This window comes from Chitinolyticbacter meiyuanensis (assembly GCF_008033135.1).
Lineage (GTDB): Bacteria > Pseudomonadota > Gammaproteobacteria > Burkholderiales > Chitinibacteraceae > Chitinolyticbacter > Chitinolyticbacter meiyuanensis.
The window spans coordinates 3,559,462-3,575,350 of sequence record NZ_CP041335.1 but is presented as its reverse complement, the minus strand read 5'-3'; the positions used below and the strand labels follow the sequence as shown (position 1 = coordinate 3,575,350).

General features: G+C 59.5%; 8 protein-coding genes. All 8 read right to left on the bottom strand.

The window, feature by feature from the left end:
• Positions 1 to 157 precede the first annotated feature (157 nt).
• The 8 genes from FLM21_RS17125 to pgi all read right to left on the bottom strand — a co-directional run bounded on the left by FLM21_RS17125 (position 158) and on the right by pgi (position 15,874).
• On the bottom strand, positions 158 to 2,140 hold the full coding sequence (locus tag FLM21_RS17125) for a preprotein translocase subunit SecA (protein ID WP_148716730.1): 1,983 nt from the start codon (positions 2,138 to 2,140) through the stop codon (positions 158 to 160).
• Positions 2,133 to 4,280: an efflux RND transporter periplasmic adaptor subunit gene (locus FLM21_RS17120; protein ID WP_148716729.1), complete on the bottom strand. Its 2,148-nt coding sequence runs from the start codon at positions 4,278 to 4,280 to the stop codon at positions 2,133 to 2,135. The genes FLM21_RS17125 and FLM21_RS17120 overlap by 8 nt, the downstream gene beginning before the upstream one ends.
• A 21-nt stretch (positions 4,281 to 4,301) precedes the next feature.
• Complete coding sequence (locus FLM21_RS17115) at positions 4,302 to 6,068, bottom strand: efflux RND transporter periplasmic adaptor subunit (RefSeq protein ID WP_187359961.1); 1,767 nt, start codon at positions 6,066 to 6,068, stop codon at positions 4,302 to 4,304.
• Between the two features lie 84 nt (positions 6,069 to 6,152).
• The gene (locus FLM21_RS17110; protein WP_148716727.1) at positions 6,153 to 7,547 is read right to left on the bottom strand and encodes a TolC family protein; all 1,395 of its coding nucleotides are present in this window, start codon (positions 7,545 to 7,547) and stop codon (positions 6,153 to 6,155) included.
• Positions 7,548 to 7,826: 279 nt separating this feature from the next.
• Entirely contained in the window at positions 7,827 to 9,611 is a 1,785-nt protein-coding gene (lpdA, locus tag FLM21_RS17105) for a dihydrolipoyl dehydrogenase (protein WP_148716726.1), read from the bottom strand.
• 100 nt (positions 9,612 to 9,711) lie between these two features.
• Positions 9,712 to 11,352, bottom strand: coding sequence for a dihydrolipoyllysine-residue acetyltransferase (gene aceF / locus FLM21_RS17100; RefSeq protein ID WP_148716725.1), 1,641 nt, complete (start codon positions 11,350 to 11,352; stop codon positions 9,712 to 9,714).
• Between the two features lie 110 nt (positions 11,353 to 11,462).
• Complete coding sequence (gene aceE / locus FLM21_RS17095) at positions 11,463 to 14,120, bottom strand: pyruvate dehydrogenase (acetyl-transferring), homodimeric type (protein WP_148716724.1); 2,658 nt, start codon at positions 14,118 to 14,120, stop codon at positions 11,463 to 11,465.
• Between the two features lie 107 nt (positions 14,121 to 14,227).
• Positions 14,228 to 15,874 (bottom strand): glucose-6-phosphate isomerase, encoded by a 1,647-nt coding sequence (gene pgi, locus FLM21_RS17090; protein ID WP_148716723.1) that lies wholly within the window; start codon positions 15,872 to 15,874, stop codon positions 14,228 to 14,230.
• Positions 15,875 to 15,889 lie beyond the last annotated feature (15 nt).

The following is a 15,889-nucleotide window of genomic DNA, read 5'->3' as shown; positions in this document are numbered from 1 at the left end:
CGAGGGCAATGCGGCCTTTGGCCGCATTGTGTTTGGGCTATACCTAGCCAAAACAAAGCCCCCAGATTTGGGGGCTTTGTTTTGGGGAATGTTTAAGATCAGTTTTGATCGCGTTGTTGGACAAACAGCCTGTAGCTTTTACCGCTCAATTTGGCGCTTATTTGCGATGCGCCGCTACGAAGCCTAGTGACATCAGCCATTGCCGGTCCTGCTTGAGGGTTTGCAGCCGCTGGCGGCGGTGATGGCGCTCCGAGCGTTGCTGGGCGTGTCGCACCAACCAGCGGAACAGGCGACCGTGCGGGCGGCCTGATCTTACCCAGGGGAGATAAAGCTGGGCCAGTGTCGGGGCAAAGCGGGTGAATACCTCGTCGTGCAAGCAGACCACGGCCTCGACGGTGCCGGGGTCGCCCTGGCGGGCGGCACGGCCGAACAGCTGGCGATCGACGCGGGCGGTATCGTGGAACTCGGTGAGGATCACATGCAGCCCGCCGGCGGCGTGTACCTCCGGGGCCAGTTTGATATCGGTGCCACGTCCGGCCATGTTGGTGGCCACGGTGATGCGGCCGGGCTGACCTGCCTCGGCCACCAGCTCGGCTTCATCTGCATCGTTACGGGCGTTCAACACGGTGTGGGGTAGTTCTGCCTCGGTCAGCAGTTGGCCTAGGCGTTCCGAGGCCTCCACCGAACGGGTGCCGATCAGCACGGCGCGGCCCATGCCTGCAAAATGGCTGGCGCGTTCGATCACTTTCTGCCAGCGCTCGTCATCCGTGAGAAACACATGGTCTGCCAGCCGTTGCCGCTTGCTGGGTTTGTGCGTGGCGATGCGTTCCACCGAAAGGTTGTAGGTGCGCTTGACCTCTGGTTCGATTTCCTTGGCCGTGCCGGTCATGCCACCCAGCAGCAGATAGCGGCCGAAGAAACGTTGGTAGGTGATCTGGGAAAGTGTGCGGCGTTGGCCAGTGATTTCGCAGCCTTCCTTGGCTTCGATCATCTGGTGCAGCCCACGCTCCCAGGTGCGATCAGGCATGACACGGCCCGTGGATTCGTCGACGATCTGCACCTTGTTGTCCGCGATGATGTAGTGCTGGTCGCGCTTGAAGAGGTGCAGCGCGGAGAGGGCTTTCTGCACCAGCTCCTGCTGCCAGGCTGGCTTTTGCCAAAGGCCTGCCAAGCCTTCAGCCGCTGCCCGTAAGTGGGTATGACCGGCGGGCGTGAGCCATACATCGCGATTTTTCCCCAATGTGTAGTGCTCGGCGTGCATGCCGTTCGCGAGTGCCAGCGCCTGATGGTAAAGCGCCTCGCCCAGATCGTCGGGTATGGTTTCCGAAATGATGAGCGGGGTACGGGCCTCGTCGATCAGCACACTGTCGGCCTCATCGATGATGGCCAGATGCAGGCCACGTAGGATGCTGCTTTGGGTGCCTGCTTCGTTGAACAGGCGATTGAGCTTGACCTGGGTGGCGTTCAGGTGGCCGATGGCGATCCGGTCCTTGAGGTAATCGAAGGTCAGCTCCTTGTTCGACACATAAACGATCTGCTGGGCGTATTGTTCGGTCCGCTGTTGCGGCGGCATGTCCTGTTCAATGATGCCGAGCGAAAGTCGGAAAAAGTCAAACAAGGCCTTGTTGTGCTCGGCGTCGCGCTCGGCCAGATAATCGTTGACCGTGACTACATGCACACTCGCACCGGTCGCGGCCGCTGTGCAGATCGCCAGGGTGCCAGCCAACGTCTTGCCTTCGCCGGTGGCCATTTCTGCCAGCTTGCCGTGCAACAGCGCGCGGCCTGCCAGCAGTTGCACATTGTGGTGGCGCTTGCCGGTACAACGCCGCGATGCTTCGCGGATCACGGCAAAGGCACGGGCCAGATATGGATCAGCAAAGCCATGCTTGTGCATGGGAGTGACGGCGTACAGCAGGGCGCCGGCCAATGCCTCGTTGTCTAGCTGCGAGATTTCCGCTTCAAGCGCACCAACCTGCTGGGTAAAACGCGCTGCCTTGCGCTTGCCACCGGGCTGCAGCCAGGCGTACCAGGTGCGTAGCCGTTCTTCCCACTCGGAATGATGCTGCGCCGCGCGTTCGGCATAGAGGCCGCTCCCCAGCGCAATGCGCTTGCCTGCGGTCAGCGCGCGGATATCAGACATCGAAATGGCTCAGAAAAAGCTGCCGCAAGCGGCGCAAGCCTTGCAGGCCAAGCGGTTCCAGACCCAGATCAAGGCGGCAATAGACGCGGGAGCCGAACAACGCCTGCGCATGCTGCTCGTCGAAGGCCAGATCCATCAGAAAGATGCGTTGCAGCGTTTTGGCTCCGCTTGGATCGTTGGGATCGGTGGCGATGCTTCCGCCAGCAGTGAGCCCGAGGGCTGGCGATGGCAGTTCTTCCACGCCGCCGGGCATTTGCCGAACAACGTGGGCATCCAGTGGTGTAGTCAGGTCCTGCGCTAGCCGCAATTGCACGCTGCGTAGACGATTGCGCACTAGATCGATATCGTCCTGAGAAACGGTCGTCCTGGCGATCAGTGCATCACGGTTGAGCACATAACCAACGAGTTCGCCCTGCTTGATGGTCTGGCCGATGATGTCAGACGCCCGTTCCGCAACCAACATGCCATCCGTTTGTGCATAGCCGACCAGGCGCTGGGCTTGTGTTTGGATGGTGGCCAGCTCGGCCCTTGCACGCTCCACATCCTGGAGTGACACCTGTGCTTTCTTGGGGTCGGTGAACTGATCGGCACGATATGCTGCATCGGCTTCGGCAAACTTCTGTGTTTGCACCTCAAGTTGGGTCGCAAGCGTATTGCTGTCTAGTAGATAAAGCGCAGTGCCAGCCTTTACGCGCTGGCCTGGTTGCACCAGCCAACGCTGGAATGTCCCATCAGCGCCCGCGTGGAGGATGGCTTGGTCTGGTAGCCATACCACGCCGTCTGAGCGGATGTAGAGCGGCAGTGGGACCAGAAACGCCAATCCCAGTACGCAGGCCGTTGTAGCGAGTGTGACACGCACCGCTCTTTCTCGCTGCCGTTCGAGTTGCGGGCTGCGGAAATTGTGTTTGTAGCTCTTCCAAAGTGGCATGCAAAACAGGCTGAACGCGCTCCATAAAGCCATCAGCACGCCAAAGAAGAAAAACTGCGTTGCCACGATGAGCATGATGCTGATGGTGACAAAGCTGCGATATAGCCATGAGGCGGGGGTGTAGAAGAACAGCCACAATTTTTCGGTCCGGTTTTCGTTCGGTCCGGGCTCGTCGGTCTTGCCGCAGGCATATCGATCCCATAGATAGGTCCAGTACTTGGTCCCTCTTTGGGCGAGATTGGGCATTTCGATCAAGTCGGCCAGAATATAGTAGCCGTCATACTTCAAGAGCGGATTGCCATTGACAATCAACGTCGAGATGCCGCACACCACGATCACGTTGTATGCAACTGCTCGCAGCAAGCCGGGTTCAGTGAACTGCCAGATATAGAGGGCCAGTGCGGCAAGGAGCAACTCAACGGCCATCCCTGCAGATGCAACCAGCGCACGGCGATACTTGGAGGGGAAAAGGTTGGATGAGGATGCATCCACATAGGGAGAAGGAACGAAGACGAGAAACATCAACCCCATTTCGTTGACTCGTCCGCCCCAAGCCTTGTTGGCGCAGCCGTGTCCCAATTCGTGGAGCAGCTTCACGACAGGGAATACCGCACTCATGATCAGCAAATTGCTGGAGGAAAGGATACGGTCGCTCAAGTTGTTTGTGAGCGTTGACCAGTGTTCCGCAGCAATGAAGCCAGCAGGAATGACGATGGCTAACCAAACCAATAAACCGGCCAGGGTGAAGAAGTGACGGGTAACCGGGTTGATGGCTTCCAGCAGCCGGTCTGGATCATAAAGTGGGATCTTGAGACTGAGTGGATTGGTAATCCACTGCTTGATCTTGTTCCGCTGCTTTTTCTTCTTCTTGTCGAGAATGGCGTGCGCATCGGGGGAAGTATTGCCCTGGATCAGATTCACCGAATGCAGCTGCACTAGCAGGTCGACCATATCGTTCTGGGTGACCAGTTCCGTACCATCGCCGGTATTGATCTGTTCCCAGGCCTCGGCTACGGTGCGTTCCCCGTCCAGCAGCATCAGCACCGCGTGGCTGGCCGGTGGGATGCGGCAATGTTGACCACCTGCGAGATCCTGAATGACATACCAGGTTTTGCCGCGATAGGTGTGCCGCTCCATCCGGGCATGCCTTGACAGCTTGAGCTTGAGTTCGGCAACGCTATGCCATGATGCACTGAAAATGGGGCGGCTCATTTCGTTTTTCCGCTTCCCGGATCAGGGTAGCCAAGTCCAGAGTGTAAGGCGCAGCCAATCGGTAAATTTGTGTGTGACGATCCAGAACAGTGAGCGGGATGGTGTTTCAATTTTTCCGACGCCTTCCATGCCGGGGCGCAAGTGTATCGACGTGTCATCGAGCCTTGCTTCTACTCGGAAATAATTCTTGCCATCCTTGGCCGTTGCAACAGGTGTGATCCTGCTGATGCGGAGCGCCATCGCTTCGCCGGCCAAGCCCGTGATGATCAGCTTGCCCTGCTGGCCTTGGCGAATGCTGCCAACATCCCGCTCGTCCACTTGCAGAATGACGCGATACCGATCCAACGGGGCTATTTCGAAGAGCTTCTTGCCAGTTTCGACTGGCGCTCCGATTTGCTGTGATTGATCACCGGAAATGACGACCCCGTCGAATGGGGCACGTATTTTGGCGCGTGCCAAACGCTCAATTGTCAATGCAAGTTGGGATTGCGACTGCTTGAGCTGCGCACTGGCGACCTGAACCTCCGCGAGATCCTGTGCCGCGATGGCTTGTTGCAATTTTTCATTGTTTTGATCTCGTTCACCCTGCCACTTGTGTTTTTCGATTTCAAGGTCGGTGGTATCCAGCTCCAACAGCACTTGCCCTTTCTGCAGTTGATCCCCTGCCTTGACAAAGGAGCGGCTGATGAATCCGTTGAACGGGGCTGTCGCGGTTCGTTGTACTTCGCCTTCCACAACAGTTTTTGCGGTGACCCTGAAGGGAATATGAATCAACAACGATAGTAGCAGCGGAATGATGCAGATCGCGGCGACTGTTTTGAGCATGAGATGGTCGGGGCCAAGCAGCTTTTCAAATACTTGCTTGATCTCGTGACCAAGGCGCTGGGCGGAGTTTTGGTCCGACTGTAAGCGACTTTCGATGGCGGGTGCCAATACTGACCTTATCGCATCGATGAGCTTGAGGCTTTCCTCCTCAAGCTGCACGTGCTGCCATTCCAAGGTGAGCGCACCGATTTTTCGACCGCTTGTGCTCAAGGGGACCACGACCAGTAAGGCATTGCCTGAGGCCTCAAGCAATTGGGTGACTGGGTCATGCGGATTTTGCGCTGCCGTTTCTTCACGTGTGGCCTGCACGATTACATCTCGATCAAGCGCAACATCCATTGCCGCAGCATAACATTTGCTGATGTGGCTGTTTTTTTCCAGGTGCGCGGAGTCGGTAATGCTCCTGATCCTAATTTGCGAAGTACCAAATGTACCGATTGCGACCTTATCACATCCAATGGCAGCCTTGATTTCCGTGGTCAGCTCAATCAGGGATTGAGCAACCTCTTTGCTGTGATTAAGGCTGGTCAAGCAGTCGATTAACTTGCGGGCGCGGTAGAAGTTGACTTGGCCAAGTTCTGAGTTTCTGGAAATGAACAAATTGGTAATCCAGGCGGAATTCCAGTGCAGCAACTGCAGAGCCTGGTTTGGAGAGGGCGTTGTAATGGATAAGCCAATGACTGCTTCGATGCCTGAGGTGATCTGAACCGGATAGGCGATCTGCCAGTTCTGATCAGCTCGGCTCGAATGTCTCTGGACTATCCCTTTTTGCTCGTGTATGGCTTGGCCTATCGCTTCGGATAGGCTGGCAAAATCCAGCTCTTCGCTTGGCCATACGGCAATGGGCGCAAATCCCCCCGCAGCAAGATCCTTTACCAGTATCGCGGCATAGTCGACATCCGCGAGCTGGGAGCAGGTAATTTCCAACCAGGCTTGGCAGAGCTCAATGGCGGATGTGGCCACCAGGAATCTATGCCATGCGGGCGTGGGTGGCACGGAGAGGGAGGGAGCTAGTAAATTGGATTCAATTGCGTGCATACGAAATCTTTATGGCTCAACGAAGATTTCTGCAAGCTGCTGGATATCCGCTTCGTTGATCGACGCCGTGTTAGCTTTAATGTTGAAATATGCCGAGACCTTGTCGCATATTGCCTTGATTTCGTCGCGCTTTGTGTTCGCAACTTGAAGTTGTGCCTTGAAAACTTCAATGTCGGACCCGTTGCCAAAATCCCTTGATCTGCGTGCTGCAACAAGTTCTAACTGCGCGGCAGACAGCGAGGTGTGCATTGCACGCTGCCTGCGTTGGGCGCTTGCATATTCCTGCAGAGCCTGCTTGAGGCGCTGAGTTGCATTTCTTCTTTCTTTTTCTATATCACTCAGTGCTTTCTCATACTGGGCTTGGGCCTCTTTCTTCTTGGCAAGCTGTCCGCCTCCGCTAAAAATCGGAATGTTTAACTGCAGCCCAACATAGCCCGCTTTGTCTGAATATCCGCTTTGGGAGGGGTAGTCGCCTTCTTGCTGTTTCTTTTCGGAGTAGTTGGCTACCAACTCGAGCGTGGGGAGAAGCCCCGCGGATTGTTTCTGAATTTCCTGCTTGGCCGCGTCCGCAGCTTTTTTGGCTGCATTTATTCTGGGGTTGAGCGTGTTTGAAAGTTCCAGTTGTGTGTTTGTTTCAAACGGGGCGTTGAGTCGGTCTAGCTTCGGTTCGAGTAAGGCTATTTCCGTGCTAGGTGCTTGGCCTGATAACAGCTCGAGATTGGAAATGGCTATCTCCAGTTCACTGGCGGCTTGGTCCACATCAGAACTTGCTATATCAAACTCGGCTTGTGCTCTGATTAGTTCGGGTTCGTTGACCAGGTCGTTGAGATGGCCGATTTTTGCCTTGCTTAATTCAGATGCTGCGTAATCTTTCTTTGCAGATTCGGCATCGACATTTGCGAGCGCGCTCTGAATGGACATCCAGGTTTCGATGTACTTTGCGATGAGCTCTTGTTCGGTCGCCAGCTTGATCAGATTGGCTTGGTCCAGATAGTGCAAATTTTGGCGTAAATTGAAAATTGCTGCAAAATTGATGATTGGCTGTGAAAAATTAATTTGCCAAGAGTTCGAGTCGTAATACTCAGTGCTGGACGGAAAAAGGCTTTGTTTTTGCTGGTAGTTTCTTCGATTTCTATTCATGCCGCCGGAGAGGTCGATCTTGGGGAGCAGTTCCCCAAGGGCCTGATCTTTTCTCGCGGAACTGATATCGATATCACGTTGAGATGATATCAAGCTGGGTTCATGCTCAAGCGTCAACTGAAGTTGAGCGAGAAATGTCGATGCATGGCCCGGTGGCGAATGTAGAATTAGCAAACCCACTAAAGCGTAGCTTATTGATTTTATTGTCATGTACGGAGAAATTGTGAAAACTATTTTCTTTGTTTTGCTAAATTCAATTTCCAACTTCGCAGACCCGCTGGCTCATCGGGTGCCGCGCTGCTGAAAAGCAATCGGTGTTGTATGCATTTTCAACGTAATACTTGGTTGGAAGGTAAGCCGCGAAGTGCACTGAGTACGAATAATTCTGGTATAGCTTTCTAGCGTGCTAAGCCGCCGACATCGGCGAGAGTGTTGCATAGCTATCACTCAAATGCCAAATGATTGTGGGCTGTTGTCTGTATGAAGCGGGCTCGAGCAAAAAAAACCGCATCGCTGACGATGCGGTTTTTGTCAGGATTTGCCTTACTTCTTGCGCTGCGGTGGCAAATCCGTGCACACGCCCTTGGCGACTTCGGCGGCCATGCCGATCGATTCGCCCATGGTGGGATGCGGGTGGATGGTCTTGCCGATGTCGACCGCATCCGCACCCATCTCGATGCCGAGGCAGATCTCGCCGATCATGTCGCCGGCGTGTGGGCCGACGATGGCGCCGCCGAGGATCTGGCCGTTTTCCGCGTCGAAGATCAACTTGGTGAAGCCTTCGGTGCGGCCGTTGGCAATGGCGCGGCCGGAGGCGGCCCAGGGGAACACGCCCTTGGTGATTGCCTTGCCTTCCTTCTTGGCCTGGTCTTCGGTGAGGCCCACCCACGCCACTTCCGGATCGGTGTAGGCAACGCCGGGAATCACGCGGGCGTCAAACCAGGCCTTGTGGCCGGCGGCGTTCTCGGCCGCCACGTGCGCCTCGTGCACCGCTTTGTGCGCCAGCATCGGCTGGCCCACCAGATCGCCGATGGCGAAGATGTGCGGTACGTTGGTGCGCATCTGCTTGTCGACTTCGATGAAGCCGCGCTCGGTGACGGCGACACCCGCATGCTCGGCGCCGACCTGCTTGCCGTTGGGGATGCGGCCGGTGGCGTGCAGCACCAGATCATAGCGCTGCGGCTCCTTGGGGGCTTTTTCGCCGTCGAACGTGACCCAGATGCCATCATCCTTGGGCTCGATCGCGGTGGTCTTGGTGCTCAGCATGATGTTGTCGAAGCGATGCTTGTTCCAGTCCTGCCACACCTTGACCAAGTCGCGGTCGGCGCCTTGCATCAGCCCATCGGACAGTTCGACCACGTCGAGCCGTGCGCCCAGCGTTGAGTACACCGTACCCATTTCCAGGCCGATGATGCCGCCGCCGATGATCAGCATGCGCTGCGGCACGCTGTTGAGTTCCAGCGCACCGGTCGAATCGACGATGCGCGGATCGTTGGGGATGAAGGGCAGTTTGAACACTGATGAACCGACGGCGATGATGGCGCTCTGGAAACGGATCACCTTCTTTTCGCCGGTGGTGGCCTTGCCTTCGCCGCTGGTGAGTTGCACTTCGAGGTGGTGGGCGTCGAGGAAGCGGCCGATACCGCGCACCGTCTCGACCTTGCGCGCCTTGGCCATGCCGGCGAGGCCACCGGTGAGCTTGCCGATCACCTTTTCCTTGAAGCCACGCAGCGCATCGACATCGACCTCGGGCTTGCCGAACTTGATGCCGTTGGCGGCCAAATGGGCCACTTCGTCGATGACGAAGGCGTTGTGCAGCAAGGCCTTGGACGGGATGCAGCCGACATTGAGGCAGACGCCGCCCAGTGTGGCGAAGCGCTCGACGATCACGGTCTTGAGGCCGAGATCGGCCGAGCGGAACGCCGCGGAATAGCCGCCGGGGCCGCCGCCGAGTACCACCATCTCGGTCTCGATGTCGACCGGGCCGCTGTAGCTGCCGGCTGGGGCTGCGGCGGGGGGCGTTGCCGATACCGGAGCGGTGGCTTGCGGCGCGGGCGCAGCAGCAGGTGCCGGCGCGGCGGCGCTTTCGACCGCCTCGATCACGGCGATTACGGTGCCCTCGGACACCTTGTCGCCGACCTTGATCTTGAATTCCTTGATCACGCCAGCGTGGGTGGCCGGTACTTCCATGGTCGCCTTGTCGGTTTCCAGCGTGATCAGGCTTTGTTCGACGGCGACGCTGTCGCCGGCGTTGACGAACACCTCGATGACGTCGACGTTGTCATGACCGCCGATATCGGGGACCTTGAGTTCGATGAGCTTGCTCATGGGGTGGATCCTGTGAGGGGTGAGGAGTGCGGAATGGCCCGGCCATTCCTGCCAGCGTCCGGGGCGGGGAAGGCGTGCCGCGCTCCCCGCCCCAGTCGCCTCACAACACGAGACGGCGGATGTCCGTCAGCAGCTTGCCCAAGTGCACGGTGAATTTGGCGGCGGCCGCACCGTCGATCACCCGGTGATCGAACGACAGCGACAGCGGGCACATCAGGCGCGGCGTGAATTCCCTGCCGTTCCACACCGGCTTGATCTGCGACTTGCACACGCCGAGGATGGCCACTTCCGGCGCATTGATGATGGGCGTGAAGCTGGTGCCGCCGATACCACCCAGCGACGAGATGGTAAACGTGGCGCCCTGCATGTCAGTGGGCTTGAGCTTGCCTTCGCGGGCGAGGCCGGAGAGGTCGGTCAGCTCCTTGGCGATCTGCTTCAGGCCCTTCTGGTCCGCATCCTTGATCACCGGAACCACCAAGCCGTTCGGCGTGTCCGCGGCGAAACCGATGTGGTAATACTGCTTGAGCACCAGGTTGTCACCATCGAGCGAGGAGTTGAACTCGGGGAAGGCCTTCAGCGCTTCGGCGGCGGCCTTGATGATGAAGGCCAGCGGCGAGAGCTTGAGGCCGCTCTTCTCCCACTCCTTGCCGATCTCCTTGCGGAAATCCTCCAGCGCGGTGATGTCGCATTCGTCATTGAACGTGACGTGCGGGATCACCACCCAGTTCCGGTGCAGGTTGGCGCCGGAAATCTTCTTGATCTTGGACAGCGGCTTGGATTCGATCGGGCCGAACTTGGCGAAATCGACCTTGGGCCACGGCAAGAGGTCGAGCCCGCCGCCGAGCGAGGCGCCACCGGCCGGTGCGGCCAGCGACGAGGCGACCGCGCTGGTCATCACCGATTTAACGAAGCCTTGCACATCTTCGTGCAGCACGCGGCCCTTGGGGCCGGAGCCCTGGACGCGGCCAAGATCGACGCCGAGTTCGCGGGCGAACTTGCGCACGGACGGCGAAGCATGGGCACGGGCAAAGCCGGCTTCATCGACTTGCGCGGGCACGCTGGCTTGGGCGACCGGTGCCGGCGCTGCCTTGGCCGGAGCCGGTGCAGCTGCTTGCGGTGCCGCAGCAGCGACGGCCGGCGCGGCTGCCGGGGCGGACTGCGCAGCGGCATCGCTGCGTTTCACGGTGACGATCAATGCACCTTCGGACACCTTGTCGCCGACCTTGATCACCACGCTTTCGACGACGCCGGCGGCGGTCGAGGGCACTTCCATGGTGGCCTTGTCGGTTTCCAGCGTGATCAGTGATTGTTCCTGCGCCACGGTGTCGCCCGGCTTGACCAGCACTTCGATCACGTCGACGTTGTCGTGACCGCCGATATCGGGCACACGGACTTCGACGGTGGTGCCACCGACGGGTGCCGCTGCGGTAGCAGCCGGAGCAGGTGCGGCGGCCGGGACGGGCGCAGCAATTGGCGCTGCAGCAGGGGCACTTGCCGCATCGGCCACTTCCAGCAGCACGACCACGCCGCCTTCGGAAATCTTGTCGCCGACCTTGACCTTCACTTCCTTGACGACACCGGCGGCAGTGGCCGGCACCTCCATGGTGGCCTTGTCGGTTTCCAGGGTGATCAGGCTCTGCTCGACCTCGACGCGGTCACCGGCCGCCACCATCACCTCGATGATGTCGACGTTATCGTGGCCGCCGATATCAGGCACTTTCAGTTCAATGACGTTGCTCATGGGATGAATCCTGTGAGGGGTGAGGAGTGCGGAGCGGGTAGGGCCGGCTCCGGCCAGCGCGCGCTGCGGAGTGGATGGACATCACCGCCGCGGCGCGCGCCTCACGCAAATCAAACAGTCCAGGGTGCCGGGCGCCCGGCGTCGATGCCGTACTTGGCGATGGCGTCGGCCACCACCTTGCGCTCGAGCTTGCCCTCGTCCGCCAGGCCCTTCAGTGCCGCCACCGCAACGTGGTAGCGATCCACCTCGAAGAAGCGGCGCAGCGCGGCACGGCTGTCCGAGCGGCCGAAGCCGTCGGTGCCCAGCGTGATCATCTTCTGCGGCACGTATTCGCGGATCTGGTCGGTAAAGATGCGCTTGTAGTCGGTCGCGGCGATCACCGGGCCCACGCGGCCTTGCAGGCATTGCGTCACGTACGGAACGCGCTCGGTTTCGGTCGGGTGCAGCAGGTTGTAGCGGCTGGCGGCCATCCCGTCGCGCTTCAGTTCGTTCAGGCTGGTGGTCGACCAGATATCGGCGTCGACGCCGAAATCGGCCTTCAACAGATCGGCGGCTGCGATCACTTCGCGGAAGATGGTGCCGCAACCGAGCAACTGCACCTTGAGCTTGGCGTCCTTCGCGCCCTCGCGGAACAGATACATGCCCTTGATGATGCCTTCCTCGGCGCCTTCCGGCATGGCCGGGTGCGCGTAGTTCTCGTTCATCACCGTCAGGTAGTAGTAGATGTTCTCCTGATCCTGATACATGCGCTTCATGCCATTCTGCACGATCACGGCGAGCTCGTAGGCGAAGGTCGGGTCGTACGAGACGCAGTTCGGGATGAAGTCGGCGAACAGGTGGCCGTGGCCATCCTGGTGTTGCAGGCCTTCGCCGTTCAGCGTGGTACGGCCGGCGGTGCCGCCGACCAGGAAGCCGCGCGCGCGCAGGTCACCAGCGGCCCAGGCCAGATCGCCGATCCGCTGGAAACCGAACATCGAGTAGTAGATGTAGATCGGGATCATGGTCACGCCATGGTTGGCGTAACTGGTGGCGGCGGCGATCCAGTCGGCCATGGCACCGGCTTCGTTGATGCCTTCCTGCAGGATCTGGCCGTCCTTCGATTCCTTGTAGAACATCAGCTGGTCGGCATCCTGCGGCGCGTAGAGCTGGCCGACATGCGACCAGATGCCGAGCTGGCGGAACATGCCTTCCATGCCGAAGGTGCGCGATTCGTCCGGTACGATGGGTACGACGCGCTTGCCGATGTTCTTGTCCTTGATCAGCGTGCCCATGATGCGCACGAAGGCCATGGTGGTGGACATCTCGCGCTCGCCGGTGCTTTCCAGCTGCGCCTTGAAGGCTTCGAGCCCCGGCACTTGCAGCGACTCGTCAACCGGCTTGCGGGCCGGCAGGTAGCCACCTAGCGCGGTGCGGCGCTCGTGCATGTACTGCATTTCCGGCGCATCAGCGGGCGGCAGGTAGAAGGTGCAGGCCTTGGCTTGTTCATCGGAGAGGGGGATCTTGAAGCGGTCGCGCAGGTGCAGCATGTCGTCGTCAGACAGCTTCTTGGTCTGGTGGGCGACGTTCTGCGATTCGCCGGCCGAGCCCATGCCGTAGCCCTTGACGGTCTTCACCAGCAGCAGCGTCGGCGCACCCTTGTGCTCGACTGCGGCCTTGTAGGCGGCGTACACCTTGTGCGGATCGTTGCCGCCGCGGGTCAGGCGCCAGATGTCGTCGTCGGACATGCTGGACACCAGCGCCTTCAGCTCCGGCGTATTGAAGAAGTGCTCGCGCACGAAGGCGCCATCCTTGGACTTGTAGGTCTGGTACTCGCCATCGACCACGTCCATCATGCGCTGCTGCAGCAGGCCTTTCTTGTCCTTGGCCAGCAGGGCATCCCAGCCCGAGCCCCATACCACCTTGATCACGTTCCAGCCCGAGCCGTGGAAGTCGCCTTCCAGCTCCTGGATGATCTTGCCATTGCCACGCACCGGGCCGTCCAGACGCTGCAGATTGCAGTTGATGACGAACACCAGGTTGTCGAGGCGTTCGCGGCCGGCCAGCGAGATCGCGCCGAGCGATTCGGGCTCGTCCATCTCGCCGTCGCCCATGAAGGCCCAGACCTTGCGATCACCCTTCTGCTTGAAGCCGCGATCGTCGAGGTACTTCATGAAGCGGGCCTGGTAGATGGCCATGATGGGCCCCAGGCCCATCGACACCGTGGGGAACTGCCAGAAATCCGGCATCAGCCACGGGTGCGGGTAGCTGGAAAGGCCGCCACCATCGACTTCGCGGCGGAACTTGTTCAACTGGTCTTCGTTGATGCGGCCTTCGAGGTAGGCACGGGCATACATGCCGGGGGCGCTATGGCCCTGGAAATAGACCAGATCGCCACCGTGTGCTTCGCTCGGGGCATGCCAGAAATGGTTCCAGCCCACGTCGTAAAGGGTAGCGGCAGAGGCAAACGAGGTGATGTGACCACCGGGCTCCGCGGGATCGCGGTTGGCCTTCACGACCATGGCCGCGGCGTTCCAGCGCGTGTAGGAGCGGATGCGCTCCTCGTAGGCGTGGTTGCCGGGGCTCTTGGCTTCCAGATGCTGCGGAATGGTGTTGATGTACGCGGTGGTGGCTGTGTACGGGATGTTCACGCCGTCCTGCCGGGCGTGATCGATCAGCTTCTCAACCAGGAAGTGCGCGCGTTCCGCGCCTTCGTTTTCCAGTACGCCATCCAGCGCATCCAGCCACTCGCGGGTTTCCTGCGGATCGTGGTCGTGCGTTTGCTCTGCCATGTTGTCTACCTATGTGGTGAGTTGGACTGTCGCATCGGCCAGTATGCCGGCCGGGCGAACCATCGCCCGGCGTGTAGCCGGGCGACCCATGTGGCGTTGCGGTGCGCTTATCGCGGCACGTTACGCTTGTAGTAGTTGATGAGGCCGTTGGTCGAAGCATCGTGCGAGGTGGTGAGGCCCGGGGTGGTCAGGTCACCCTCGATGGCCTTGGCGAGCTGCTTGCCGAGCTCGACGCCCCACTGGTCGTACGAATTGACATTCCAGATCGTGCCTTGCACGAAGATCTTGTGCTCGTAGAGCGCGATCAGCGCACCGAGGCGGCGCGGCGTCAGGCGCTGGATCAGGATGGAGTTGGTCGGGCGGTTGCCCTCGAAGATCTTGTGCGGCACCAGTTCATCCTGCGCGGCGCCGGTGATGCCGGCCTTGTCGAGCTCGGCACGCACTTCGGCTTCGTTCTTGCCGCGCATGAAGGCTTCGGTCTGGGCGAAGTAGTTGGCCATCAGGATGGTGCTGTGCGGCTCCGGGATGTCCGGATGCTCGACGCTGGCGATGAAATCGATCGGCACCAACTGCGAGCCCTGGTGCAGCATCTGGTAGTAGGCGTGCTGGCCATTGATGCCGGCATCCCCCCAGACGACGGGGCCGGTATGGTAGTCGACGCGGTTGCCGTCCAGATCGACGCTCTTGCCGTTCGATTCCATGTCCAGCTGTTGCAGGTAGGCCGGGAAACGCTGCAGCGCCTGGTTGTACGGCGAGATCAGCTGGGTGTTGGCGCCGAAGAAGTTGATGTACCACACGCCCAACAGGCCCATGATCACCGGCAGGTTCTGCTCGAGCGGCTTGTTCTTGAAGTGCTCGTCCATGGTGTAGGCACCATGTAGCAGATCCTGGTAGTCGTGCTTGCCGAGATAGATGGCAATGGGCAGGCCGATGGCGGACCACAGCGAGTAGCGGCCGCCGACCCAGTCCCAGAATTCGAACATGTTGTTGGTGTCGATGCCGAACTCGGCCACGGCTTTGGCATTGGTCGACACGGCGACGAAGTGCTTGGCGATGTGGCTTTCGTTGCCGACCCGGTCGAGGAACCACTTGCGCGCAGTGCGGGCGTTGGTGATGGTTTCCTGCGTGGTGAAAGTCTTGGACGCGATGATGAACAGCGTGGTTTCCGGGTTCAGCTTCTTCAGCGTCGACACCACCTGATCGCCGTCCACGGTGGAAACGAAGTGCATGTTCAGGCGCTGGTGGCCGAAATGCTTGAGGGCGTTACAGACCATCACCGGACCCAGGTCCGAGCCGCCGATACCGATATTGACGATGTCGGTGAAGGCTTTGCCGGTATAGCCGGTGCGCTCGCCCGAGCGGATCTCGTCCGAGAACTGGAAGATCTTTTCCTTGACCTCGTTGACCTTGGGCATCACGTCTTCGCCATCGACCACGATCGGGTTCTTGTCGAGGTTGCGCAGCGCCACGTGCAGCACGGCACGCTTTTCGGTGATGTTGATCTTCTCGCCCGAGAACATCTTCTGGATGCGCTCGGCTACACCGGCCTGGCGGGCCAGGTTGAACAGCAACGCCATTGTTTCTTCGGTGATGCGGTTCTTCGAGTAGTCGAAGAACAGGCCGCCCGATTCGAGCGAGAATTTCTCGAAGCGCTGCGGGTCCTGGGCGAACAGGTCACGCAGGTGCAGCGGGGCGATATGTTGTTGATGCTCGACCAGGGCTTGCCAGGCGGGCGAGTTCAGGAGCTTGGACATCGGAAAACTTCCTTT

Excerpts from the sequence above, each read along its gene's own strand:
- FLM21_RS17125 (WP_148716730.1), bottom strand. The coding sequence starts at position 2,140 with ATGTCTGATATCCGCGCGCTGACCGCAGGCAAGCGCATTGCGCTGGGG.
- FLM21_RS17120 (WP_148716729.1), bottom strand. The coding sequence starts at position 4,280 with ATGAGCCGCCCCATTTTCAGTGCATCATGGCATAGCGTTGCCGAACTC.
- lpdA (WP_148716726.1), bottom strand. The coding sequence starts at position 9,611 with ATGAGCAAGCTCATCGAACTCAAGGTCCCCGATATCGGCGGTCATGAC.
- aceF (WP_148716725.1), bottom strand. The coding sequence starts at position 11,352 with ATGAGCAACGTCATTGAACTGAAAGTGCCTGATATCGGCGGCCACGAT.
- aceE (WP_148716724.1), bottom strand. The coding sequence starts at position 14,120 with ATGGCAGAGCAAACGCACGACCACGATCCGCAGGAAACCCGCGAGTGG.
- pgi (WP_148716723.1), bottom strand. The coding sequence starts at position 15,874 with ATGTCCAAGCTCCTGAACTCGCCCGCCTGGCAAGCCCTGGTCGAGCAT.